Below are 15,018 nucleotides of genomic sequence, written 5' to 3'. Positions count from 1 at the left end.
ACAAGGTCAAACAGTTCCGCAGGATCGCCACCCGATACGACAAGACCAAGGCATCCTTCGCCGCGTTCCTCAATCTCGCCGCGGCTCGCATATGGCTGCAAGACTTTGTCAACAGGACCTAGAACCCCGGAGGCACCAGCAATTGCAGCGACACCTCGACAGTGTCCCCAGCCGCAATTTTCTCTTTCTTGCGCACCGCCGCCTTGACCGGCAGCAGGAACGAGCCCGAGGCCTTGTCCGGCCAGATGGTGGTGTCCCAGGAGGAAGATCCGATGCGGGCGCTGACCTTGATCATGCCCCAGGCCCGGCCCTTCCGGCTGCCGGTGTAAAAGCGGATCTGCTCTGCGCAGTCGGACGGCAGGGTGATGAACGTCCAGCCGCCGGGCCCCTGATGCAGCCAAAGGTCGCCCGAGAACGTCAGTAGATCAAGCATGTTGCAAAATGGTCCGGCCCCATCCAACCCGGAAGGACGCTAGAGGGTCCTGAAAAGTTAACGCCGACCTAGTCTTCCGCATTGGCATCCGGCTCATAGCCAAGCGGGTTTTTCCGCACCCAGTTCCAGGTGTCGGAGCACATGTCTTCCAGATTGCGCTCCGCGGACCAGGACAGAAACGCTTTGGCTTTCTGCGTGTCGGCGTAACTCTCGGCCACATCCCCTGCGCGCCGCCCGACGATTTGATAGGGGATCGGCCGATTGGCGCCTCTTTCAAAAGCCTGGACCAGTTCGAGAACGCTGTGGCCATGGCCCGTACCGAGGTTCACACAAAAGCAATTTTCAGGAGACGCCAGTTCCGCCAGTTTTTCATACGCGTGCAGATGGCCCTGGACCAGGTCGACGACATGGATGTAGTCACGCATCCCGGTGCCATCTGGTGTCGGATAGTCATTGCCAAAGACACTAAGGTGTTCGCGCCTGCCCGTGGCAACCTGCGCGAAATAGGGCATGAGATTGTTGGGAACATCCAGCGGGTCTTCGCCAATCAGGCCACTGTGATGCGCGCCGACCGGATTGAAGTAGCGCAAAATTCCAATACGCCAACGCGAGTCGCTGGCCGAGAGGTCTCGCAACATGTCTTCAACGACCAGCTTGGTGCGCCCATATGGATTTCCCGGGTTTAAGGAATGATCCTCGGTAACGGGAAGCGCCCTTGGTTCGCCATATACATTCGCCGAAGAGGAAAAAATAAGTTTGTGGACCCCAACTGTGGACAGTGCCTTCAAAAGGCGATGGGTGCCGATGACATTGTTGTCGTAATAAGACAGAGGATCTTGCAAAGATTCCCCGACGACCTTCAACCCGGCGAAATGAATGACGCCTTCACAATCGTGACGTTTTAAGGCTGTTTCGAGCGCGGCCTGATCCCGGATGTCGCCGTGCTCAAACTTGGGCTGTTTCCCGGTGATCGCTTCAATCCGCTTGAGCGATTCGGGATTTGAGTTGCTAAAGTTGTCGAATACGACCACTTCATGCCCACTTTCAAGAAATGACACGCAGCAATGTGAGCCGAGATAACCGGCCCCGCCGGTGATGAGAATCGACATGAAGACTTGGTCCGCCTCAAAAAATATTGGCCATGCCTGGCGCGGACACAACTAGCGTTTTGCCGCCCCGCAGACATCGAAATCGAGTGAAATCATCGCGTGGCCGCTTTTGCAACAGCGGACACCATGCCGTGTGGACAAAATACCCGCACAAGGCACCATGATCCTGGCCGAGCATGGCGGCGTCAGTCAATCAAATTGACATCCGCCATCATGTCTCCCGCCGTCTCCTGAAGTGCTTCGGAAAGATCGGCCGGATCGAGACCGACAGGCAGGCGCAGATCGGCGGAGGCCTTGAACAGCGCCTCGCCCTGCATCGAGCCGGAGGTCACTTCCGTTTCCAGATGTTCGATGCTGACGCCCTTTTGGCTGAGGACGTGCGTGATGTCGCGCAGGATGCCGGGGTGGTCCTGGGACACCAGATCGAGATGGGCCGAAGCGCCTTGCGGCATGTCGGTGCCCTCCTGATCGGAGCGCAGCGTGATGTCGATGCCGTCCGCGGACAGTGACCGAAGCTGCGCCACCAGGTCGTCGGAATGCATGCCGTCAATGGCGATTCGCACGATGCCGGCGAACTCGCCGCCAAGGCGCGCCATGGAACTCTCGATCCAGTTGCCGCCCGTGCCGGCGATGATGTCGGCCATGCGCTCGACAAGCCCCGGGCGGTCCTTGGCAATGACCGTAAAAACGAGATGGGTTTGCATGCTGCCTCGCTCCGCTTAGACGTCAGAGGGTTTACTAGACAATTACAACGTGCTGAAAACAAGACTGTAAATTCTTCCGCAGCGATATGGCAAAGACGGCAAGCAGCCGTCACAATACCGACACTGCGCTGGTCTTCCCTGTTTCCGGCCAAAAGCATCTATCCGCCCCCGGGCACACCACCAGGTTGAACATGCACCAGATCGAACAACGCCGCGTAGACAAGTTTTGGCTCAAGCTGATCGAACGGCCGGCGGTGTTTCTGGCGCTCGTGGTGATCGGCCTCGGCATGCTGCCCGTCGCGGTGTGGCTGGACCTGCGCGCGATTTCCGACGCTTCGCTGCAATCCCAGGCGATCGATCTCGACCAGACCATCAGCAAGATCCGCACCTATTACGCCCAGAACATCATTTCCCGTGTGCAGAATGCTCCGGGCGACATCACGCCGACCCACGAATATCACGACACGCCCGGCGGCATCCCGATCCCGGCAACGCTGTCCATTGAACTTGGCGAGGTCATCGGCGGCAATGCGCGCAATCTCAAATACCGGTTCGTTTCCGACCTGCCCTTCACCGGCAGAGCGGACCACAAACTCACCCCATTCGAGGAAAAGGCGCTCGCGGACTTCCGGAAAAGCCGGGATCCGGACGATATCGAGATCGGCTATCTTGGGTCGCTGTTCAGCCGCAAGATCCAGATCGCTTCTCCGGTGATGCTCGGCGCGTCCTGCGTTGCCTGCCACAATTCCCATGCCGAAAGTCCGAAGACCGACTGGAAGGAAGGCGATGTGCGCGGCATCCAGGCGATCACCATCAGCCAGCCAATCGCCGAAAACCTGTGGTCGTTCAAATATCTGCTGCTCTATTTCGCGACCGCCGGCGCCATCGGCGCGGCCGTGACCGCCCTGCAATGGCACCAGGCAACGCGCTTGCACAGCATGAATCAGGATCTTGGCCAGGCGAACACCGAGATCGCCCATCTGAACGCGCAGCTGAAATCGGAAAACCTGCGCCTCGGCGCGGAAATCGAGGTCGCGCGGCAGATCCAGATGATGGTCCTGCCGACCAAGGACGAACTCGGCGGCATTCACCAGCTGGAAATCGCCGCCTTCATGGAGCCGGCCGACGAAGTCGGCGGCGACTACTATGACGTCCTGCAGCTGGATGACAGGGTCAAGATCGGCATCGGCGACGTCACCGGTCACGGGCTGGAGAGCGGCGTCCTGATGCTGATGGTGCAGTCGGTCGCGGTCGCGCTGCAGGAGCGCGGTCCCTCCGATCCCCGCCAGTTCCTGACCTCGCTCAACAGCGCCATCTGCCGCAACATCAAGCGCACCAAGACAGACAAGCACCTGACCCTGTCCTTCCTCGACTTCGAAACGGACAAGGTAACCCTGTCCGGCCAGCACGAGGAACTGATCGTCCTGAAGCCGGACGGTGGCTGCGAGGTTATCGACACGGTCGATCTCGGCTTCCCGATCGGCCTCGACGAGGACATCGCGCCCTTTATCGAGACCAGGGAGCTGGCGTTCGCCTCAGGAGACATCATCGTGCTCTACACCGACGGGGTTACGGAAGCCGAAAGCCCGGACGGCGAACTGTTCGGCCTCGACCGGCTGGTCGACAGCGCCCGCGCCCACAACACGCCAAGCGCTACCCGTGTGCTGGAAGGCATCCTCGCCGACCTGAAAGCCCATATCGGAACCCAGGTCGTCCATGACGACATTACTTTGCTGGTGATCCGGCATACGTGAGGAAATGGGCGCGGTCGAATGCGTCCGCCAGGTCTTGCAGCCGGGGTGATCAGGTGTGTGTCACCCCGTACAAGCGCAGCGCAGATCCGGGGCCTACTCGCAAAGCAGCTTGCTGAAGCCGGTATGGCTCTTTCATAAAATCGCGCAACATCGCAATCGCTCTGGAAGTGAGTGGGCCCCGGATCCCGCTTCGCTCGTCCGGGGTGACACCTGTGTTTGTGGCACAGCCGGTGAACAAGTCGGACACCTTGCGGCGCCCGCGCCCAAGTTACCCGATCGCCCGCCGCAACGCCGGCACGCGTTTGACGACCAGATAGTCCAATGCCAGAGCGATCAGCAGTGTCAGGCCGACCAGCGGGAAGGCCAGCGACAAGGCCAGCATCAGGATCATCGCGCCGCGCCAATGCGGCAGGTCGTCCGGAGCCTTCGGGGCGAACACCCGGAGCGCGGAGCCCTTCGGCCGGCGCGCCCACCACATCACCAGGCCGCTGATGCAGAGGAAGATCACCGACAGACAGAACACCGTGTTGAGCACGATGTTCCAGAGCCCCATGTCGCCCTCGTGGAAGGCGATGCCGACGGCCATACCCTTGGCCGGCAATGAATAGTCTGCAAAGCCGACGTCGGCCAGGATCCTGCCGGTATACCGGTCCAGATGCACAGTGCGGTCGATCATCGGGTTTTCCGAGTCGTTGCTCATGCTGTCCCGGTTGAGGGTCCAGACCCCTTTTTCCCCGCGCGGGAAACTGATCCGGAACCGGCTTTCATAGCCGAGTGCACGTCCAAAAGCCGCCACCGTGTCGAGATTGACCGGCATCCCTGCCGGGATCGCCTCCAGACCCGCGCCGGAACCCGAAGCCGGCATTTTCGTCTGTTCCAGACCCCAGGGCACGTCCTTGATGGCGCCGTGGTTCATGGCGGCGTGGGTCTCGTCGGACAGCGGCACATCGGACCATTTCTCGGCCGGGAAAGTGCTCCAGGCCTGGACGATTTTTTCGCCCCAGATGCCGGCCCAGGACAGACCGCTGACCAGGAACACCAGCAGCGCCAGAGCAACGTAAGCGCCGACCACCTTGTGCAGGCTCTTCCAGAGCTCGCGTCCGCTTGCTTTCAGATCCGGCGCGTAGGACTTGTCCGTCCGCTTGCGCGGCCACCAGAGGTACAGACCGGTGACGATCAGCACGAGGGCAAGGCCCGCGGCGATCTCGATCAGCCGGTCGCCGATTGTGCCGATCAAAAGCGAGCCGTGAATGTCATTCAGAAGATCGTACCAGCCGTCGCGGCGGTTCCAGCTGTCGATAACGGTGCCCTGATAGGGATCGACCGCGACCATGTGGTTGATGTCGCCTTCGCTGACACGGAAGACCGTGGCCCGGTCGGTGGCTTTCGCGCCGATCCACTCGACCACTTTCGCCTCCGTCCCGAATGGCGTCAGTGCCGCCGTTGCCTGATCGCTCAAGCTGACAGGATCGCCGGTGACGGTAACCGAAACATATTCGCCATCGCGACCGTCGAAGACGGAAATATACATCATGCCAAGGCCGGTGACGGCCAGCATGATCAGGAAGGGCACCACGTATAGGCCGGCAAAAAAATGCCAGCGCCAGGCGGCGAGATAAAAACGGCCGGGGATGGACGCATTGCCGGCGCCCGAATTGAGACTGCTCATGGGATCTCCATGCCGGAACGGCCCGCGCATGTCGGCTCAGCGGGCGGTCCGGATCAAATTGTTGTTGTGACTGTGCTGGAAAACGTCAGAGCAGGACGGGCGGCGCGCGGGCACCGAGGGCACCGGTATAGATGGCAGACCGCAGGCTGTCAGGAACAAGGCCGTTCGCCTCCTGACCAGTGGAAAGAGGCGTCGGAAGGTGCGGCGCGGCATGAAACGCCGCGAATTGGCCGATGCCGGCAAAGACACACAGGCCGGCGCTGCCGTTCTCGTCGCCGGCGGGTCCGTCCGGAACTTCCTGGCCATTGGCGTCAAGCGTGACAGTCCTTAGACCCTCGCTGGTGCAGAGCGTGACCGTGAACGTGCCGCCATCCGTGACGGCGGGCATGTATCCCTGCGGCAGCAGCGCCACCAGCAGGAACGGCAGCAGCAGTCCGATGACCGCCTGCCTCATCTCCGGATAGTTCTGCCGGAAGTACCGCACGCCCTGAGCCCCTCATTCACGCGCGCTTCTCTAATCCAGATTTTTACGGATGACAATTTTCCAGTTTCACATTCGGGTGCAAAATCAGTCGCCCCGGAACCACATACCCGGCATGTGGTCCGATTGTGCCACAGGATGTCGCTTTCCTGCTTGATCCGGAAAAGTCCCTCTCATAAGGTGCCGCCACCTGACGGCGTCCCTTGTAGGGACTGAAAGCGATTCCGGATGCGGTTGACCCATGCAGGGGACCAAGGCTGGAGCTGTCCACGGCATTGACGGGAAACCGGGCATCCAACCGGTCCCTATGTGTTTGCTTTCATCTCCCCTGGCGCCGACACCACCTATTGCCGTTTCGGCAGCTGCCACTGGGGGAGAGACATGATCCACCGCATCCTGATTGCCGGCCTTGCCGCCGCAACGCCGACCGCCGCACTCGCGCATGCCGGTCACCTGGGCGAACTCGCCGGTCATACCCACTGGGTCGGTGTCGCCGCGCTCGCCGGCGCCGCGCTGGTCGCAGGTGTGATCGCGCTCAAGGACCGCAAGCGGAAACAGGAAGATCAAACGCCCGAGGCAAATGCCGAGGACGCGGACACCGCAGGGGAAGCAGCTCAATGAGCGAGAAACTCGGATTGATGATCTGCGGCCATGGCAGCCGCAACAAGGGTGCCGTGAAACAGTTCGCCCAGCTGGCCGAAGGCCTGAAGGCGCGTTTTCCCGACTGGCCGGTGGAATACGGCTATCTGGAATTTGCCAATCCGGTGATCCACGACGGTCTGAACAAGCTGCGCGAAGCCGGCTGCACCCGCGTGCTGGCCGTCCCGGGCATGCTGTTTGCCGCGGGACACGCCAAGAACGACATCCCGTCGGTGCTGAACACCTATCAGGCAATGCACCCGGAGATGACCATCTCCTATGGCCGCGAGCTGGCCGTCGACACGCGCATGGTCAAGGCCGCCGCCGCCCGCATCCAGGAAGCGATCGACGCCGCCGACAGCGACGTGCCGCTGCACGAGACCCTGCTGATGGTGGTTGGCCGCGGTGCGTCCGATCCGGACGCCAATTCCAATGTCGCCAAGATCACCCGCATGTTGTGGGAAGGCTTCGGCTTCGGCTGGGCCGAGACCTGTTATTCCGGCGTCACCTTCCCGCTGGTCGGCCCGGGTCTCGAGCACGCCGCCAAGCTCGGCTACAAGCGCGTCATCGTATTCCCGTATTTTCTCTTCACCGGCGTGCTGGTGCAGCGGATCTACGGCACCACGGACGAAGTCGCAGAGCGTCACCCGGAGATCGAGTTCCTGAAGGCCGGTTATCTCAATGACCATCCGCAGGTGATCGACACCATGGCCGACCGGGTGCAGGAAATCCTGCAGGGCGCCAACCTGATGAACTGCCAGATGTGCAAGTACCGCGAACAGGTGCTCGGCTTCGAGGCCGAAGTGGGGCTAGCCCAAGAAAGCCACCACCATCACGTCGAAGGCCTCGGTGCGGAAGCCGAATGCCAGCTCTGCGACGAGATCTGCACCGGCGCCTGCGAGAAGCAGGTCCGAGCCGGCGGTCACCATCATCATCATGACCATTCCCATGATCACGGGCACTCTCATGATCACGGGCACTCTCATGATCACGATCACGGCCATCATCACCATCATGATCATGACCACGATCACGGTCACCACCACCATCCCTATCCGCATGCGGACCATCCACATGGTCCGAAATCGCTGAACAGGGAAGGCTAGGCACCTCGTGAGCACCGACACGATGCCGCACTACGATTATGAAAAGGATCCGGCGGCGATCTATCGCCAGTCCTTCTCGACCGTGCGGGCGGAAGCGGACCTTGCGCATTTGCCGGACGGGCTGAAGCCCGTCGCGGTGCGGCTGATCCATGCCTGCGGCATGACCGATCTGCCGCAGGATCTGACGTGGTCGGACGATGTTCTGGGTGCCGCGCAGGCCGCCTTCGCTGAGGGGGCGCCGGTCCTCTGTGACGTGGAAATGGTCGCCCATGGCATCATCCGCTCGCGCCTGCCGGAAAGCTGCGACGTGATCTGCACGTTGAATGACCGCCGGGTGCCCGGACTGGCCAAGGACCTAGGAACGACCCGCTCGGCGGCCGCGGTCGAGCTGTGGCGTGACCGGCTCCAAGGCGCGGTTGTTGCCATCGGCAATGCGCCGACCGCGCTGTTCCATTTGCTGGAAATGATCGCGGAAGGCGGACCGAAGCCGGCTCTGATCCTGGGCTTTCCGGTTGGATTTGTCGGCGCGGCGGAATCGAAAGACGCCCTGGCTGAGAACCCTTTCGGCGTTCCCTATCTTGCCGTGCGTGGCCGCCGGGGTGGGTCCGCCATGGCCGCTGCCGCCGTCAATGCGCTGGCTGCCGGCCTGCCGGAGGAGCGCTGACATGTCGGCGACGCCTCCGAAGAACCCGCTCAAATCGGTTGCCGGCACCAAGCCGCTTCGCTCGCGCGGCTTTCTGTCCGCACCGGGCGGGAAGGTCAGCGTTTCGACCGGTGAGACCAGTGATGCGGCAGAAAACTCAAAGCACCACCGGTCCCGGGGCGCGCGCCAGGTCTTTGTCACTTCCGACGGCAAGCCACAGGACCTTTCAGTGAAACCGAAAATCCGCCCCTATTCGCTGGAGGACAAATGACCGCGCCCTGGCTGACTCTCGTCGGCATCGGCGAAGACGGTGTGCTTGCGCCCGGCGGTTCGGATGCCCTCGCCCGGGCTGACATCGTCTATGGCGGTGCGCGCCATCTGGAACTTGCCGGGGAGATCTCCGCCGAGAAACGCATCTGGCCGAGCCCGTTTTCCTCCGTCTTCGGTGAGCTTGCACAACTGAAAGCCCGGCGGGTGGCGGTGCTGGCCACCGGCGATCCGATGTGGTTCGGCATCGGGGCCTCCCTGCTGAAGCATTTCGAGCCGCGGGAAATGTCCGTTCTGCCGTCGCCCTCGGCCTTTCAGCTGGCCGCCGGCCGCATGGGCTGGGCGCTTCAGGAGACGGACTGCCTCTCCTTGCATGGCCGCCCCGTCGACCTGCTGCGCGCCGCGCTTTATCCCGGCGCGCGTCTTCTGGTTCTGACCAGCAACGCCGAGACCCCGCAACAGGTGGCCGACCTGCTTGCCGATGAAGGCTATGGCCGCACCAGGATGACCGCGCTGGAGCATCTGGGCGGCGGGAAGGAACGGCGCGTCGACGGGTCCGCCGAGACCTGGTCGGAGACTGTTGCCGATTTTCATACGTTGGCGCTGGACGTGATCGCCGATCCCGGCATCCGTTTTCGTGGTCGCACCCCGGGTCTTCCGGACGAGGCCTTCCACCATGACGGCAAGATGACCAAGCAGGACATCCGTGCCGTCACCCTGGCGGAATTGAAGCCCTATCCGGGCGCGCTTCTGTGGGACATCGGCGCCGGATGCGGCTCGGTTGCCATCGAGTGGCTGCGCGCGGCACCGCGTACCCAGGCCATCGGCCTGGAACCGCATGCCGAGCGCCGCCGCATGGCCGCCGAAAACGCCATCGCCCTCGGTGTGCCGCACCTGGACCTCCGGGATACCAGTGCGCCGGATGGCCTCAAGGACCTTCCCGCACCCGATGCCGTTTTCATCGGCGGCGGGTTGACGGTACCCGGGCTTGTCGAGGCCGCGCTGGACGCGCTGCCCTCCGGCGGCCGGCTTGTTGCCAATGCCGTGACGCTGGAAAGTGAACTTGTGCTGCTCGGCGCCTATCAGGCCCTTGGCGGCGATCTGAAGAAACTCTCCGTCCACCAGGCCAGTGCGGTCGGTGGGCTGACCGGCTGGCGGCCTTTGATGCCCGTCACCCAGTGGAGCTACACCAAACCATGAGCGGAACCCTCTACGGCATCGGTCTTGGCCCCGGCGATCCGGAGCTGATGACCCTGAAGGCGCACCGGCTGATTTCCAATGCCCGGGTGATCGCCTATCCGGCGCCCGACAGCGGCGACAGCTTCGCCCGCTCGATTGCCGCCAATGCTCTGCCCGAGGGCGTGCGCGAAATCCCGATCGTTGTGCCGATGCGCGTCGACCGGTTTCCGGCGCAGGAAATCTACGACAAGGCGGCAGAGGACATTGCCGCGGTGCTGGAAACCGGCGAGGACGTTGTCACGCTTTGCGAGGGTGACCCGTTCTTCTTCGGCTCCTTCATGTATCTGTTCGAACGTCTCTCGGACCGCTTCCCCATCGAGGTGGTGCCGGGCGTAACCTCGCTGACCGCCTGCGCCGCCCAGCTGCGCCGGCCGCTGACCGCGCGCAATGACGTGCTCACCGTCATTCCGGGTCCGTTGCCGGACCTCGATATCCGGGCCAAGATCGAGGAAGCCCAGGCCGTTGCCATCATGAAGGTCGGCCGCCATCTGCCGCGTCTGAAGGCGCTCTTGGACGGCATGGGTCTTCTCGACAAGGCCGGATATGTCGAACGGGCCAGTCTGCCCGAACAGAAAGTTCACCGCCTCGTTGACCTCGAGGTGGACGCCGCCCCCTATTTTTCCATGATCCTCATCTACAAGGGAGACGAAGCGTGGACGCTTCCCCCATCCTACTCGTCCTGAACGAAGCCGGCCTCGGCGCCGCCGAAGACATCGCCAAGCGCTTTTCCACCGCCCGTATCCACGGTCTGGCCGGACGCGTGCCGACGGCGGACACCCAGTTCAACGAGACCATCGATCACATCCGCCTCCTGTTCCAGGCCGGCCACCCGATCGTCGGCTTCTGTGCCAGCGGCATCCTGATCCGGGCGCTCGCGCCGATCCTGTCGGACAAGACCACCGAGCCGCCTGTGATCGCGGTCTCCGAGGACGGCTCCAGCGTGGTGCCGCTGCTCGGCGGCCATCGCGGCGCCAATGAACTGGCGCGCCTGCTCGCCCGGGCCCTCGGCGGCCACGCGGCCATCACCACGGCCGGCGACACCAAGCTCGGCATTGCGCTCGATGTGCCGCCGGAAGGCTGGCGCCTTGCCAATCCGGAAGACGCCAAGCCGGTGATGGCGGAACTGCTGTCGGGCGCAAGCGTGCGCATCGAAGGCCGTGCCGACTGGCTGCGCGACGCCAAATTGTCGGAAGAAGAAGACGCAGCGATCTCGCTGGTCGCAACGGAACAGCCCGACGAAGGAAGCCCGACCCGGCTGGTCTATCACCCGCAGCGCTATGCGGTCGGCGTCGGCTGTGCCCGGGGCTGCGAGACCCAGGAACTGATCGATCTTGTCGAGGCACAGCTTGCGGAAGCCGATATCGCGCCAGGCGCGGTTGCCTGTATCGCGACCATTGACCTGAAGGCCGACGAGGCCGCTGTCAATGCGCTGGCAAAGCACCTGGACGTGCCCTTGCGGGTCTTTAGCGCGGAAGAACTGCAGCGCGAGACGCCACGGCTGAAGAACCCGTCCAATGTCGTCTTCAAGGAAGTCGGCTGTTATGGCGTCTCGGAAGGCGCGGCGCTCGCCGCCGCCGGTCCCTTCGCCACGCTGAAAGTGGAAAAGCAGAAGACCGAGAACGCCACCTGCGCCATCACCCGCTCGCCAAAGACCATCGACATCAAGATGGCCGGCCGCGCGCGCGGACATCTTTCCGTCATCGGTATCGGTCCGGGCAAGGACGACTGGCGCACGCCCGAAGCCACCAAGCTTCTGGCAGAGGCGACCGACGTCGTCGGCTATTCGCTCTATCTCGACATTGTCGAACACCATATCACCGGCAAGAAGCACCACAATTTCCCGCTCGGCGCGGAAGAGGACCGGGTTCGCTTCGCCCTGGAGGAAGCCGGCAAGGGCAAGAATGTCGCGCTGATTTCTTCCGGCGATGCCGGCATCTACGCCATGGGCTCGCTGGTCTATGAATTGCTGCACCGGAACGAAGAATATGGCGGGGTCTCGGACGCGGCCAAGCGGGTCAGCGTCACCAACGCACCGGGCATTTCCGCGCTGCAGGCCTGTTCGGCCCGGATCGGCGCGCCGCTCGGCCACGACTTCTGCGCGATTTCCCTGTCCGACCTGCTGACCCCGTGGGAAGCAATCGAAAAGCGCCTCCGGGCTGCCGCCGAGGGCGACTTCGTCATAGCCTTCTACAATCCGGTGTCCAAGCGCCGCCGGACCCAGCTGGCCGCCGCCAAGGAAATCCTGCTGGAGCACCGCTCGGCGGCAACCCCGGTCATTCTCGGGGTCAATCTCGGCCGGCCGGAGGAAAGCATCCGGGTCACGAGCCTGCATGCACTCTCCGTCGATGATGTCGACATGCTGACCACCGTGCTGGTCGGCTCGACCAACACGCGCACGGTGATGCGCGGCGACGGCAAGCCGTTCGTTTACACCCCGCGCGGTTACGCCAAACGGATCGATGCGCCGCGGGCAGATGATGCCGCCGCACAACAGGTGCCGGTCACCGACCTTGCACCGGCCGAGGAAGCCACCGCCCAGCCTGACGTTCCAGAAACGGAAGAGAAACAATGACCGTTCATTTCATCGGCGCCGGTCCGGGCGATCCGGATCTCATCACCGTGCGCGGGCTGAAACTGATCCAGTCCTGCCCGGTCTGCCTTTATGCCGGGTCGCTGGTGCCGGAACAGATCGTTGCCGCCGCACCGGAAGACGCGCGGGTCATCGACACCGCCCCGCTGACGCTCGACGAGATCATCGAAGAGATCAAGGCGGCGCACGACAAGGGCCAGGACGTTGCCCGGGTGCATTCCGGAGATCCCTCGATCTACGGCGCAACGGCGGAACAGATGCGCCGGCTCAACCAGCTCGGCATCGACTATGACGTCACCCCGGGCGTGCCGGCCTTTGCCGCGGCCGCTGCGGCGCTGAAAAAGGAACTGACCATTCCGGAAGTGGCGCAGACGATCATCGTCACCCGCACGGCGATGCAATCCTCGGCCATGCCGAACAACGAGGATCTCGACACGCTCGGCAAGAGCGGCGCGACGCTGGCCATCCACCTGTCGATCCGCAACCTGCGCGAGGTCGAACGCCAGCTGACGCCGCATTACGGCGCGGACTGCCCGGTGATCGTCGCCTACCGGGTCGGCTGGCCGGACGAGGCCTTCATCCACGGTACCCTGTCGACGATCGCGGCCAAGGTGCGCGTGGCCAAGATCACCCGCACCGCGCTGGTCTTTGTCGGCCATGCCCTGGAACCGGAGGCGGATTTCCGCGACAGCGCGCTATATGACGCCGAACATGTGCATGTTCTGCGGCCGAAGAAAAAGGCGAAAGCCTGAGCAGGCAAGGTTCCTCGAAAGACTGAAACGATCCACGGCTCAGGATCGCGCGGCTGATCCTTCGAGACGCGCGCAAGCGGGCTCCTCAGGTTGACGTTGTTGCTTGTTGTTGAGGCTGTATTGGCAATGCGCTTCGCCTCCAACCGAAGTCATCCCGGCCTCGAGCCGGGATCCACTCATTTCCAGAGCCAATCATATTCAGTGTGAGCTGTTTGAACCCTCTTTCAAAATCGGTCCTCTGCGTGCGTGGCAACGCGGATTGTATCCCGGCTCAAGGCCGGGAAGACCCTGAGGGTGAGGGTCTGATTTGCTCAAAACATATCGGAGAAATCTAAACCGGGCGCTCGCCCCATTAGTGGGCTCCGCCATGCCCCAGCCCGTGTCCGCCGCCAGAGTCGTAACCGCGCAGTTTTGAATAAAGCTTCTTCTGGTGCCGTGTCAGCAGCGGGGCCGTCTCCAGATGGGCCTGAAGATGCGCCCGGCGGAGATCCGTGCGCAGCGATTCGGCGTCCGCCAGCAGGATCTCGAGCTTGGCTGCCTCAACCGTTCCATCGGATAAGGCTGTCTCCAGCTGTTGTTCCGCATCGACATAGAGCGCGCCGAGACGGCGGGCTTCCGCATTCATCTCGTCAAAAATGCCCTGGATGCGCGCTTTCGTTTCCGAGGACAACTGGAGTTCTTCGGCCGCTTCAAGCACATGCGCTGGCCCCGGATAACCGTTCAGCTCAGCCGGTTTGGCAAGCCCCCAGCCGCGCCCGGCACGCAGATCCTCGATGTCCTTCTCGGACAACGACTTGATCTGCCGCGTTTCTTCGCCGGCATAGGGCTGCAGCAGCGACGCGCTTTGTGCGGAAGAAAAATGCGAGAAGCAGAGGCATATTCCGAGTATGGCCGAAGCCTTGTGTGGGATTATCGGTAACATGCGTGCTTCTCGCAGGTCGATGGGGCTTTGTGGGTCAAGTGTGGCAAATCCCGAAGCGTTCTCATATGATCGCGATCATATGCATGACGTTCAATTCACCTTTGAGGGGCCAGGGTGGACATCACCGATATTCTGAAACAGGCCGGACTGGAGTCCATCCAGCTCAGTCTTGCGTCCGGCGACCATCTGTTCTGGACGGGTGACTCGATCACGCGCATGTATTTTGTACAAAAAGGTCTGCTCACCATGGTGCGCACGCTGGAATCCGGCCAGGAAGTCGCTGTCCAACGCGCCGGACCGGGCGAGCTTCTTGCCGAGGCCTCCCTGTTTGCCGAGCGCTACCATTGCGACGCAATCTGCGAGACGGACGTTGAATGCGCCGTTTTCGAAAAACAGGCGATCCTGGCCGCGTTAAGCAGGCCCGAGGTCTCGTTCGCTGCGCTGAAGATCTATTCCCGCACGATCCGGGATCTCAGAGGCCAGATCGAGCTGCGCAACATCAAACGCGCCGACGACCGGGTGCTGGCCTACCTGGCCCTGCTGCCGGCGGATGGCGAAGGCTGGCGGGAACCGGGCCTTGCCTGGACGGACATCGGCAGAACACTGGGCCTCACCCATGAGGCGATCTACCGGGCGCTCAGCAGACTTGTCCGGGAAAAACGGATCGAGCGGACGGAAAACCGTTACCGGTTGCTGCGCGAAGTTTGATT

At 62.6% G+C, this 15,018-nt stretch carries 15 protein-coding genes and 3 pseudogenes; 12 read left to right on the top strand and 6 right to left on the bottom strand.

All coding sequences use genetic code 11. The annotated features are described in order from the left end of the window. Positions 1-122: pseudogene (locus tag M0H32_RS25780) on the top strand (IS5 family transposase); the annotation flags it as partial. On the opposite strand, the gene M0H32_RS25775 reads toward M0H32_RS25780, so the two are convergent. The 3 genes from M0H32_RS25775 to M0H32_RS25765 all read right to left on the bottom strand — a co-directional run bounded on the left by M0H32_RS25775 (position 119) and on the right by M0H32_RS25765 (position 2,246). Next, positions 119-433 (bottom strand): DUF1905 domain-containing protein, encoded by a 315-nt coding sequence (locus M0H32_RS25775; protein WP_248159290.1) that lies wholly within the window; start codon positions 431-433, stop codon positions 119-121. The pseudogene M0H32_RS25780 and the gene M0H32_RS25775 sit on opposite strands and share 4 nt — an antisense overlap. 68 nt (positions 434-501) lie before the next feature. Continuing rightward, on the bottom strand, positions 502-1,542 hold the full coding sequence (gene galE, locus M0H32_RS25770; RefSeq protein WP_248159287.1) for a UDP-glucose 4-epimerase GalE: 1,041 nt from the start codon (positions 1,540-1,542) through the stop codon (positions 502-504). Between the two features lie 185 nt (positions 1,543-1,727). Then, positions 1,728-2,246 carry a glycine cleavage system transcriptional repressor gene (locus tag M0H32_RS25765; protein WP_248159284.1) on the bottom strand — a complete coding sequence of 173 codons (519 nt, stop codon included), beginning with the start codon at positions 2,244-2,246 and terminating at the stop codon, positions 1,728-1,730. Between the two features lie 86 nt (positions 2,247-2,332). Here M0H32_RS25765 and M0H32_RS25760 point away from each other — a divergent pair. Continuing rightward, positions 2,333-3,052, top strand: a pseudogene (locus M0H32_RS25760) (Tll0287-like domain-containing protein); the annotation flags it as partial. Positions 3,053-3,190: 138 nt separating this feature from the next. Further along, positions 3,191-4,000, top strand: a pseudogene (locus M0H32_RS25755) (PP2C family protein-serine/threonine phosphatase); the annotation flags it as partial. 268 nt (positions 4,001-4,268) lie between these two features. On the opposite strand, the gene M0H32_RS25750 reads toward M0H32_RS25755, so the two are convergent. Together M0H32_RS25750 and M0H32_RS25745 are read right to left on the bottom strand one after the other, a co-directional pair. Continuing rightward, complete coding sequence (locus M0H32_RS25750) at positions 4,269-5,669, bottom strand: PepSY-associated TM helix domain-containing protein (protein WP_248159282.1); 1,401 nt, start codon at positions 5,667-5,669, stop codon at positions 4,269-4,271. 85 nt (positions 5,670-5,754) lie between these two features. Then, entirely contained in the window at positions 5,755-6,153 is a 399-nt protein-coding gene (locus M0H32_RS25745) for a DUF2946 family protein (RefSeq protein WP_248159279.1), read from the bottom strand. Positions 6,154-6,531: 378 nt separating this feature from the next. Between M0H32_RS25745 and M0H32_RS25740 the strand changes: the two genes are divergently transcribed. The 8 genes from M0H32_RS25740 to cobM are packed head-to-tail and all read left to right on the top strand — an operon-like array spanning position 6,532 to position 13,386. Then, positions 6,532-6,771: a DUF6732 family protein gene (locus M0H32_RS25740; RefSeq protein ID WP_248159276.1), complete on the top strand. Its 240-nt coding sequence runs from the start codon at positions 6,532-6,534 to the stop codon at positions 6,769-6,771. Next, positions 6,768-7,895, top strand: a complete 1,128-nt coding sequence (locus tag M0H32_RS25735; protein ID WP_248159274.1) for a sirohydrochlorin chelatase — start codon at positions 6,768-6,770, stop codon at positions 7,893-7,895. Before M0H32_RS25740 ends, M0H32_RS25735 begins: the two co-directional genes overlap by 4 nt. 22 nt (positions 7,896-7,917) lie before the next feature. Beyond that, positions 7,918-8,559, top strand: a complete 642-nt coding sequence (locus M0H32_RS25730) for a precorrin-8X methylmutase (RefSeq protein ID WP_248159298.1) — start codon at positions 7,918-7,920, stop codon at positions 8,557-8,559. 1 nt (position 8,560) lies between these two features. Next, a complete protein-coding gene (locus tag M0H32_RS25725; RefSeq protein WP_248159272.1) occupies positions 8,561-8,809 on the top strand; it encodes a hypothetical protein in 249 nt (82 codons plus the stop codon). After that, positions 8,806-10,005 (top strand): precorrin-6y C5,15-methyltransferase (decarboxylating) subunit CbiE, encoded by a 1,200-nt coding sequence (gene cbiE, locus M0H32_RS25720; protein WP_248159270.1) that lies wholly within the window; start codon positions 8,806-8,808, stop codon positions 10,003-10,005. Before M0H32_RS25725 ends, cbiE begins: the two co-directional genes overlap by 4 nt. Beyond that, positions 10,002-10,727, top strand: coding sequence for a precorrin-2 C(20)-methyltransferase (gene cobI / locus M0H32_RS25715; protein ID WP_248159268.1), 726 nt, complete (start codon positions 10,002-10,004; stop codon positions 10,725-10,727). The genes cbiE and cobI overlap by 4 nt, the downstream gene beginning before the upstream one ends. Beyond that, complete coding sequence (gene cobJ, locus M0H32_RS25710) at positions 10,697-12,616, top strand: precorrin-3B C(17)-methyltransferase (RefSeq protein WP_248159266.1); 1,920 nt, start codon at positions 10,697-10,699, stop codon at positions 12,614-12,616. The genes cobI and cobJ overlap by 31 nt, the downstream gene beginning before the upstream one ends. Further along, positions 12,613-13,386 (top strand): precorrin-4 C(11)-methyltransferase, encoded by a 774-nt coding sequence (gene cobM / locus M0H32_RS25705; RefSeq protein ID WP_248159264.1) that lies wholly within the window; start codon positions 12,613-12,615, stop codon positions 13,384-13,386. The genes cobJ and cobM overlap by 4 nt, the downstream gene beginning before the upstream one ends. Positions 13,387-13,738: 352 nt before the next feature. On the opposite strand, the gene M0H32_RS25700 is transcribed toward cobM, so the two are convergent. Beyond that, a complete protein-coding gene (locus M0H32_RS25700; RefSeq protein WP_248159262.1) occupies positions 13,739-14,308 on the bottom strand; it encodes a hypothetical protein in 570 nt (189 codons plus the stop codon). Positions 14,309-14,422: 114 nt separating this feature from the next. Here M0H32_RS25700 and M0H32_RS25695 point away from each other — a divergent pair, with 114 nt between their 5' ends. Further along, positions 14,423-15,016: a Crp/Fnr family transcriptional regulator gene (locus tag M0H32_RS25695; RefSeq protein ID WP_248159261.1), complete on the top strand. Its 594-nt coding sequence runs from the start codon at positions 14,423-14,425 to the stop codon at positions 15,014-15,016. Positions 15,017-15,018 lie beyond the last annotated feature (2 nt).

Source organism: Roseibium sediminicola (assembly GCF_023156505.1).
Lineage (GTDB): Bacteria > Pseudomonadota > Alphaproteobacteria > Rhizobiales > Stappiaceae > Roseibium > Roseibium sediminicola.
This window is presented reverse-complemented; position numbering and strand designations above follow the sequence as displayed.

Bases quoted from the DNA above. Each gene is read 5' to 3' on its own strand.
- M0H32_RS25740 (WP_248159276.1), top strand. From the start codon at position 6,532: ATGATCCACCGCATCCTGATTGCCGGCCTTGCCGCCGCAACGCCGACC.
- M0H32_RS25730 (WP_248159298.1), top strand. From the start codon at position 7,918: ATGCCGCACTACGATTATGAAAAGGATCCGGCGGCGATCTATCGCCAG.
- galE (WP_248159287.1), bottom strand. From the start codon at position 1,542: ATGTCGATTCTCATCACCGGCGGGGCCGGTTATCTCGGCTCACATTGC.
- M0H32_RS25700 (WP_248159262.1), bottom strand. From the start codon at position 14,308: ATGTTACCGATAATCCCACACAAGGCTTCGGCCATACTCGGAATATGC.
- M0H32_RS25775 (WP_248159290.1), bottom strand. From the start codon at position 433: ATGCTTGATCTACTGACGTTCTCGGGCGACCTTTGGCTGCATCAGGGG.
- cobM (WP_248159264.1), top strand. From the start codon at position 12,613: ATGACCGTTCATTTCATCGGCGCCGGTCCGGGCGATCCGGATCTCATC.
- M0H32_RS25750 (WP_248159282.1), bottom strand. From the start codon at position 5,669: ATGAGCAGTCTCAATTCGGGCGCCGGCAATGCGTCCATCCCCGGCCGT.
- cbiE (WP_248159270.1), top strand. From the start codon at position 8,806: ATGACCGCGCCCTGGCTGACTCTCGTCGGCATCGGCGAAGACGGTGTG.
- M0H32_RS25735 (WP_248159274.1), top strand. From the start codon at position 6,768: ATGAGCGAGAAACTCGGATTGATGATCTGCGGCCATGGCAGCCGCAAC.
- cobI (WP_248159268.1), top strand. From the start codon at position 10,002: ATGAGCGGAACCCTCTACGGCATCGGTCTTGGCCCCGGCGATCCGGAG.
- M0H32_RS25765 (WP_248159284.1), bottom strand. From the start codon at position 2,246: ATGCAAACCCATCTCGTTTTTACGGTCATTGCCAAGGACCGCCCGGGG.
- M0H32_RS25725 (WP_248159272.1), top strand. From the start codon at position 8,561: ATGTCGGCGACGCCTCCGAAGAACCCGCTCAAATCGGTTGCCGGCACC.